Consider the following 7911-nt stretch of genomic DNA (forward strand, 5'->3'; position numbering starts at 1 on the left):
CGAGCCGTTGTGCGAGCGCCACGGCGGCGGTGGCGCGGGATCCCGTCCCACGCCACCGCCGCTCACGGCCGTAGCCGTCCGCCGAACCGTCCGCCTGCCTAGTCGATGCTCCGCAGGATGTGCGACTCGGCCACGTCGTCCTCGTAGCCCGCCAGCTTGATCGGGGCGGACCGCGCCCAGACGTCGAGGTTTCGCACTTCCTTCAGCGGCGGGGGCCATTCACCTAGTCCGGGTGTGGCCTGGTTTCGCTTGGTCTTCTCGGGTGTCACCGCGCACTCCATTCATTTCGAGTGAACCGGATGCGCCGACGCGGCCATCGACCGGGCGCCGGACACCCGGTGGGGCATGTGGATCGAGCGGGTGCGGACGCGGTGGCGCCTGGTGCGGAACCGGGAGGAGGCCAGGATGGGTGGCCGGTTCCCGGGACGGGCCGAGGGCGCTGGTGCTGCCCAAAGAGCCTGTTCGTTCCGCCCAGAGTAAGCCCGCCGACCCGTGTCGACCAGCCGATTTCCTCCCTGGGTCACCCCTAAGAGAACCCCAGTCCACATGCGCGCCACTCAAGGGTTCCTCAAGGGTTGCGGGACGCCGGGCGCGTGCGGGGGCCGGACCCGGCCATGGGCGGCCGCAGCACCGGTTGTTACCGTTCCGCGTGCTCCGAAGCAAGCGATCCGAAGAAGTCCAGGCCACTCCTCCGCCTCCCCGCCGGCCCACCAGACGCGTCCTCGCGGATCTCACCCCTTTGCGTGAATACCCGCACTACCGCCGACTGTGGTTCGGCAACATGGTCTCCTGGATCGGCCAGCAGATGACCGCGATGGCGGTCTCCCTGCAGGTCTACGCGATCACCGGCTCCAGCTTCTCGGTCGGACTGGTGGGCCTCTGCTCCCTGGTCCCGCTCGTGGTCTTCGGGCTCTACGGCGGTGCCATCGCCGACGCCGTCGACCGCCGCAAACTCGGCCTGGCCAGCGCCTGCGGGGCCACCGTCCTGTCCGGCGTGCTCGCCACCGCCGCCCTGCTCGATCTGCGGCTGGTCTGGCTTCTCTACACGATCGTCGCGCTGCAGTCCGTCTGCTTCGCCCTGAACTCCCCGGCACGCTCATCGATGATCCCGCGGCTGCTCCCGGCGGAGCAGCTGCCCGCCGCCAACGCGCTGACCTCGCTCGCCGGGGGCCTGGGCACGATGACCGGACCGATGCTCGGTGGTGTCTTCGTCGGCCTGTGGGGCTACCAGGCCGCGTACCTGATAGACATGGCCGCCTTCTCCGCCTCGCTCTACGCCATGTGGCGACTGCCCTCGATGACCCCCGAGCGTGACGGCTCGACTGTCTCCGGCGGCCGCCGGGGCTGGGCCTCGGTCCTGGACGGACTGCGCTTCCTGGCCGGCCGGCCCAACCTGCGGATAACCTTCTTCACCGACATGGCGGCGATGGTGCTGGCGCAGCCGAGGGTGCTCTTCCCGGCCATCGCCGTCATCTGGTTCGCGGGGGACTCCAGGACCGTCGGCCTGCTCATCGCCGCCCCCGCCGTCGGCGCGCTGCTCGGCGGTCTCTTCTCCGGCTGGCTCGGCCGCATTCACCGCCAGGGACTCGCCGTCCTGGTCTCGGTGGCCTGCTGGGGGTCGGCGGTCGCCGTCTTCGGTCTCACTCGCAATCTGTGGCTGGGCCTGTTCTTCCTCGCACTGGCCGGCTGCGCGGACACCATATCCATGGTCTTCCGCAACACCATGCTCCAGGCCGCGGCCCCCGACGACATGCGGGGCCGGCTCCAGGGAGTCTTCATCGTCGTCGTCGCGGGCGGACCCCGGCTGGGCGACTTCCTCGCCGGATCGGCGGCCGACCTCTTCTCGCCGGGCACGGCGATTGTGGGCGGGGGACTGGCCTGCATCGCGGTCGTCATCACCCTGGCGGCTCTCCAGCCGAGGTTCGCGTGTTACGACTCCCGGGACCCGCAGCCGTAACCCGCGCGGTCATCGCAGTGGGCACTGCGGGCCGGGAGTGGTGCGGTAGGGCCTGCTGCTCACGGCGCTTGGATTCGTCGACGCCAAAACGCCCCAGACCGGCGTACATCCGGTGGCACCGAAGGTATGGGAGTCGGTGGAGACCTCGTATTTGGTCTTGCCCTCAAGGGTCATGGACCAGGTGGCGCCATCACGCGAGCCCGGATTCGCAGCGGTGCTCTTGGCGTTCGCGTAGTACCAGTCGACGGTCAGGGTGAACCGGCCGGTGCCGGAGGCGGTGATGGCGACAGTGGCAGTCGCCGATCGCCCTCTGCCCGGTGTGATGGCAGTGACGCCCATGAAGGACACCACCGGGGCGGGCGTTGTGGTGATCGTCGGGCTGGCGGAGGTGCTGGTGGGCGGGTCGAGGACCGGCGGGGTTGTCGCCGTCGCGGAGGTCGTAGGCGGACCGGTGGTCGCGTCCGGGGTGGTGCTCGTGGCCGTCGGCGTGGGCGACGTGCTCACCGACGTGACCGGTACGACGCTCGGGCCGGTGGTCGCGTCGCCGGTGGCAGAGGTGTCCGGGGCGGAGGAGCCCGTGAGCGTCGTTGTGGAGGAGGGCGGGGCCGTCAGGCCGTCCGCGTGGTGCTTCGCGTTGCCGTTGCCGGCGAGGGCGACGACGGTGCCGGCCGTGGCGAGGGCGAGTAAGGCGACGGTCCCGCCCACCAGCGCGGCGCCGCGACCGCGCGGCATCCGCCGCGGCTTGCCGCCACCGAACGGCAGGCCCGCGGCGGCTCCCGGAGGGGGCGGCGAGGGCGGCCCGGCCGGGCCCGCGTCCCCGAGGGCGCTGGGCAGCAGCGCGGCGAGGAGCGCGACCAGGGCGATCAGGGCCCGGCGGCCGCGCCGCTCCCAGTCCGGCCCGTACGCGGCTCCGGCCGCCGCTTCGAGCTCGGCGAGGAAGGACGCGGCGCTCGCCGGCCGTTCGGCGGCGTCCTTGGCGAGCCCGTGCCCGATCAGTGGCCGTAGCTCCTCGGGTGCGCGGTCCTCCGGGATGGGTGCGGTGATGTGCTGGACCGCCAGTTCGGCCATGGTGGCCCCGGTGAACGGGCGCTCCCCCGTGAGGAGTTCGAAGAACGTCGCCGTCGCCGCGTAGACATCGGTGGCCGGCGACGCCGGTTCCCCGCGCCACTGCTCGGGTGCCATGTACGGGGGCGTGCCGGCGCTCGGGGCGTCGTCGCCCTGCCGGACCGCGATGCCGAAGTCCACCAGCGTGGAGACGCCGTTGGTGGAGACCATCACATTGCCGGGCTTGTAGTCGCGGTGCACCACCCCGGCCGCGTGCGCGGCGGCCAGACCGAGCAGGGACCCCTTGAGGACCGCGAGGGCAGCTTCGGGGACGGCCGCTCCGTTCGCCCGCAGCATCGCCCCCAGGGATACACCCTCGATGAGCTCCATGACGATCGCCGCACCTTCGGCGCTCTCCACGTAGTCGTACACGCGCACCACGTGCGGGGAGTCCAGCTGCTGGAGCAGCCGGGCCTCGTCGCGGAAGCTCCCCAGGAGTCCGGGCCGCGACCGGCTCTCCTCATTGAGGTACTTGACCGCGACCTCGGCGCCGCTGCGCTCGTCGACCGCATGCACCACCTTGCCGCTGCCGCCTGCTCCCAGAACGCTCAGCGCGCGGTAGCCGGGCACGGACCACTCGGTAACCGACCGTCTGGGATCACGTGAGTCGGGCATCGTCGGGCACACCTCAAGGAGTCGGACGGGCTCCGGGGCGGGCGTTCCCCGGAGCTACCGGTTGATAAGTGGACGCCTGGGTGGGACCGGTGGTTGCGCGAAAATCTGTGCGATTCGGGCGTAGGGTCAGCCGGCCAGCACCGCGGCGAGCTGCTCCGCCAGGACATCGGTGGTGACGAAGGAGAGACCGGCCAGCGCGACGTGCTTCCACCGCACGCTGCCCTCTCCGTCGAGCAGGAACACCGAGCGGCGCAGGCCGAGCCCGGGAACGGCTATCCCGTACGCCTTGGCCACGGTGCGCTCGGTGTCGGCCAGCAGGGGGAAGCCGAGATCGTGTTTGCGGGCGAAGGACTCGTGGCTGTCCAGGCCCTGGGGGCTGATGCCCCACACGGTCGCCCCCAGGCCGGTGAAGCGGGCCAGGTCGGAGGTGTAGGAGCACAGCTGCTTGGTGCATACGGCCGTGTCGTCGCCGGGATAGAACACCAGGAGCAGCGGGTTGCCGCGCTGCCCGTCGAGCGCGTAGTCGGCCCGCTCGACGAGTCCGTCCTGGCCGAGCACGATTCCCGGCAGGGTGAAGTCGGGGGCCGGCGTACCCACTGCGGGCTGCTTGGACATGTGCGCTCCCTTGGCCTCGGCGTCCGCGCCGCCCGGCGGCGGCACGCGATCAGCGTGTTGCGCAGATGGTAGGGCCTGCCCCGCCGTGCGAAAACGGCGGGACAGGCCCCAGGGCCTGTCCGGCGGGTGCGGGAATCAGCCGCAGATGAGCCGGGGGAGTGCCCAGTCGGCGTGGTCGGAGGTGTTGCCGTTGCCTCCGTCGGTGACGACGAGCTTCAGCTCCAGGCCGCCCGTGAGGTCGGCGGTCAGATGTCTGGCCGCGTCGCTGACGGTGAGCAGGCCGCTGTCGGCGACCTTGGTGCCGTCCCGGTAGATCTGGAAGACCACCGATCCATTGGTGGCCGACTCGTCGTCCACGCCCACATCCGTGGTCAGGGAGGTGCAGCCGGCGCCCAGGTAATAGGTGATGGCGCTGGCGGCGTGGGTGCCCAGGCCCTTGGCGTACGTTGTTCCGTTGATGGTGAGAGTGCGTCCGTCACCCGCGGCCTGTTCGCCGTTGCTGCGGTCGCGTTCGACCGGTCCCCAGCCGTTGGTCGCCGAGGTCCACGGCAGGTCGCTGAGCTGGTTGAGGCCGGTCGGCGGCGGGACCGGGCTGCCCGGCGTCACGCGGAACATCACCGTGCCGTGCGCGGGTACGGAGGCGCTGATGGTCCCGGTGGTGGAGCTGGTCTGCTTGGACCACAGGTCCTTGAGCGTGTACGACGACGCGCCGCCGATGCCGGCCGCCTGCGCGGTCGTCGAGATCGTCTGCGCCGAGCCGTTCTCGTTGGTCAGCGTCACCGACCGGTCGCCGCCCGCCAGTGCCTTGGCCATCACCACTTGCCCGCTGGAGGCCGACACCACTGTGCCCTGCTTGCCGAGGCTGTCCTGGTCGACGGCGATGACGTCGGTGTTCTTGAGGACGGCGAGCGTCGCGGCGCTCGCGCTGCGCAGATCGCTGCCGATCAGCAGCGGCGCGGCCATCTGCGACCACAGGCTGAAGTGGGTGCGGTACTCGGTGTCGGTCATCCCGCCGTTGCCGACCTCGAGCATGTCCGGGTCGTTCCAGGCGCCCGGCTTGGCGTACGGGGCGAGCGACTGGTTCTGGTGGGCGATGCCGATCATGCTGGACCAGGAGTCGCTGATGTCGCCGGTGGTGCGCCAGGAGTTGCCGACGTTCGCGGCCCAGTTCCAGGGCTGGTTGGAGCCCCATTCGCAGATGCTGTACAGGATCGGGCGGCCGGTCGCCTTGAGAGCGTCACCCATGGCCTTGTACCGCGTCTGGGCGTCCGCCCCGGTGTTGTTGCAGTTGTCGTACTTGAGGTAGTCGACGCCCCAGGACGCCCACAGATTGGCGTCCTGCTGTTCATGGCCCAGGCCGCCGGGGAAGCCGAGGGTGTCGCAGGTCTTGGTGCCGGCGCTGGAGTAGAGACCGAACTTGAGGCCCTTGGAGTGCACATAGTCCGCGACGGCCTTGATGCCGTTGGGGAAGCGCGCTGGGTCGGGGACGAGGTTGCCGGCGGCGTTGCGGTTGGGCAGCGCCCAGCAGTCGTCGATGTTGACGTAGGAGTAGCCGGCGCTCTTGAGGCCCTGCGAGACGAAGATGTCCGCGATGCCCTTGACCATCGTCTCGTTGAACTCCGCCCGGCAGTGGGTGGAGTTCCAGTTGTTGAACCCCATCTGCGGGGTGAGCGCGAGGCCGTTGTCCACGGCCGCGGCGGGTGGGGCCGCGGCGAGTTGCAAGGTGAAGGCGGCGGTGGCGGCGAGCGCCCCACCTCCGGTGATGAGCGCCAGGGAGGCGGCCACGGCCGCCAAGCGCTGTCGGATGGTGTGTCGTTCGGGCTGCATGTGCGGCTCCATGCGGGGTAAATGGCGCACAATTCAACGGTGTCGAACGAAAGCAACCACATCACAGCGGCATTGACAGGACATGTCAAGAAGTTCGACCCGGAAGCGCGCAATGCGCTTCCGGGTCGATGGCCCCGTTCGCCGGGGCGTCGGCGTCAGGCCACGGGATACCCGGCTACGGCGACGGCAGTACGCACACCACGCCCGGGGCCGCGAACGGGCGCCCGGCGGGGGCCAGTTTCCCCGACCGGCTGTCGACGGTCAGGACGGTGACCGTGGCCGACCGCTGGTTGGCGGCGAACAGCAGGCGGCCGGTCGGATCGAAGGCGATGTGCCGGGGAAAGTCGCCACCCACCGGCACCGTGTCCAGCAGACGCAGGGCCGAGCCGCCGGACTCGACGGCGTAGCGGGTGATGCTGTTGTGGCCGCGGTTCGCCAGGTAGGCGAAGGCCCCGTCGGCGGTGACCAGCAGTTGCGCCGGATAGTTCGTACCGTTCCCGGTCCCGGTGGACTGGGGCGCGCCGGGGGCCAGCTTCCCGGTCGAGGGGTCATACCCGCAGACCACGACCGTGTTGTCCAGCTCGTTGGCGAGGTAGGCGAACCGGCCCCCGGGGTGGAACGTGAGGGACCGCGGCCCCGCGCCGGGCCGCAGCGCGGCGAAGGACACCTGGTGCAGGGTGCCCGCCGCGTCGTCGAGCCGGTAGGTGTACACGGTGTCGTTGCCGAGGTCGACCGCGAGGACGAAGCGGCCGTCCGGGGCCGTGATGATCTGGTGGGCGTGCGGCCCGTCCTGCCCGGGGCCGGGCGGCGGACTGGTGTGGCGTACAAGGGCGGTACGCGCGCCCAGCCTTCCGTCCGCGCCGATCGGGTGCACCGCGACGCTGCCCGAATCGTAGTTCGCGCTGAACAGGTGCCGGCCGCCCGGATGAACGGACAGATGACAGGGGCCGGCGCCCCCGGTGGGCCGCGAACCCAGCACCTTCGGTGTGCCACCGCCGTTCAGCGCGATGGCGGTCACGGCGCCCTGCGCGCGCTCGTTGACCGTGTACAGCGTGCCGCCGGACGGGCCGATCGCCAGGAACGACGGATCGCCGACCCCCGTCACGACCCCGGTGGAGGTGATCGCTCCGGTCGTGGGCTGGTACGTCGCCAGGGCGACACCCTTGCCGCCGCCGTCGACGGAGGTGTAGGTGCCCAGATGGAGCGGGCGGGGGCCGGCGGCGGACGCCCTGCCGGCCTTGCCGGCCGGCAGATCCGCCCGCGCGGCCTTCCCGGGTGCGCACCCCAGTCCGACCGTGGCCACCGCAGCCGCGGCCGCGCCGAGCAGACCCCGCCTGCCCATGCCTGCGTTGACCTCCACGCGACACACCTCCAGTTGTCCCGCGGTTGGTTCCCGCGGCTTGTTCTGCGGGTGTTCCTGCGGATTGCCGCCGTGCCGGTCTCCGCACGTGCGGTGCTCCAGGAGAGCAGAGTCCGCCGCACTCCGCAACGCGGGTTGCACCAGATGCAACGACCCCACGAGAACGCCCCCTTCCGCCGGAGCGGAAGGGGGCGATGTCGAGGTCCAGAGATCAGAGTCGGCGACGGTACAAGGCGCTCTGCCGGCTGAGCTGCACCGGCCGTGCGACCGGCGGCGGGACTCGAACCCGCGACACGGCCGCAGCGAGCAGTGTCATCCCTTCCAGGGCGGGCGCGCAGGAGCGGGAATGGTCGGCGCTCAGCGGACGGGTCACGGGGGTCCCTTCATCGGTTGTGCGGTCCCGGCCCGCCGCGTGTCGGCCGCAGACGTGTAC

At 71.1% G+C, this 7911-nt stretch carries 6 protein-coding genes; 1 reads left to right on the forward strand and 5 read right to left on the reverse strand.

All coding sequences use genetic code 11. The annotated features are described in order from the left end of the window. Window positions 1-98: 98 nt before the first annotated feature. Window positions 99-269, reverse strand: coding sequence for a hypothetical protein (locus tag QMK24_RS40085; protein WP_283471836.1), 171 nt, complete (start codon window positions 267-269; stop codon window positions 99-101). A gap of 470 nt (window positions 270-739) precedes the next feature. Between QMK24_RS40085 and QMK24_RS40090 the strand changes: the two genes are divergently transcribed. Then, a complete protein-coding gene (locus tag QMK24_RS40090; protein ID WP_283471837.1) occupies window positions 740-1957 on the forward strand; it encodes an MFS transporter in 1218 nt (405 codons plus the stop codon). Between the two features lie 9 nt (window positions 1958-1966). On the opposite strand, the gene QMK24_RS40095 is transcribed toward QMK24_RS40090, so the two are convergent. The 4 genes from QMK24_RS40095 to QMK24_RS40110 all read right to left on the reverse strand — a co-directional run bounded on the left by QMK24_RS40095 (window position 1967) and on the right by QMK24_RS40110 (window position 7460). Next, window positions 1967-3631, reverse strand: coding sequence for a serine/threonine protein kinase (locus tag QMK24_RS40095; RefSeq protein ID WP_283471838.1), 1665 nt, complete (start codon window positions 3629-3631; stop codon window positions 1967-1969). 171 nt (window positions 3632-3802) lie between these two features. Beyond that, complete coding sequence (locus QMK24_RS40100; protein WP_283471840.1) at window positions 3803-4291, reverse strand: peroxiredoxin; 489 nt, start codon at window positions 4289-4291, stop codon at window positions 3803-3805. Window positions 4292-4426: 135 nt separating this feature from the next. Next, window positions 4427-6118, reverse strand: coding sequence for an NPCBM/NEW2 domain-containing protein (locus QMK24_RS40105; protein WP_502962447.1), 1692 nt, complete (start codon window positions 6116-6118; stop codon window positions 4427-4429). A gap of 175 nt (window positions 6119-6293) precedes the next feature. Continuing rightward, a complete protein-coding gene (locus QMK24_RS40110; protein WP_502962449.1) occupies window positions 6294-7460 on the reverse strand; it encodes a lactonase family protein in 1167 nt (388 codons plus the stop codon). Window positions 7461-7911: the final 451 nt, after the last annotated feature.

It is taken from the genome of Streptomyces sp. PH10-H1 (assembly GCF_030063355.1).
Taxonomy (GTDB): domain Bacteria; phylum Actinomycetota; class Actinomycetes; order Streptomycetales; family Streptomycetaceae; genus Actinacidiphila.

What these genes read in the sequence shown, in the direction of transcription:
- QMK24_RS40100 (WP_283471840.1), bottom strand. Translation starts at nt 4,291, where the DNA reads ATGTCCAAGCAGCCCGCAGTGGGTACGCCGGCCCCCGACTTCACCCTG.
- QMK24_RS40105 (WP_502962447.1), bottom strand. Translation starts at nt 6,118, where the DNA reads ATGCAGCCCGAACGACACACCATCCGACAGCGCTTGGCGGCCGTGGCC.
- QMK24_RS40110 (WP_502962449.1), bottom strand. Translation starts at nt 7,460, where the DNA reads ATGGGCAGGCGGGGTCTGCTCGGCGCGGCCGCGGCTGCGGTGGCCACG.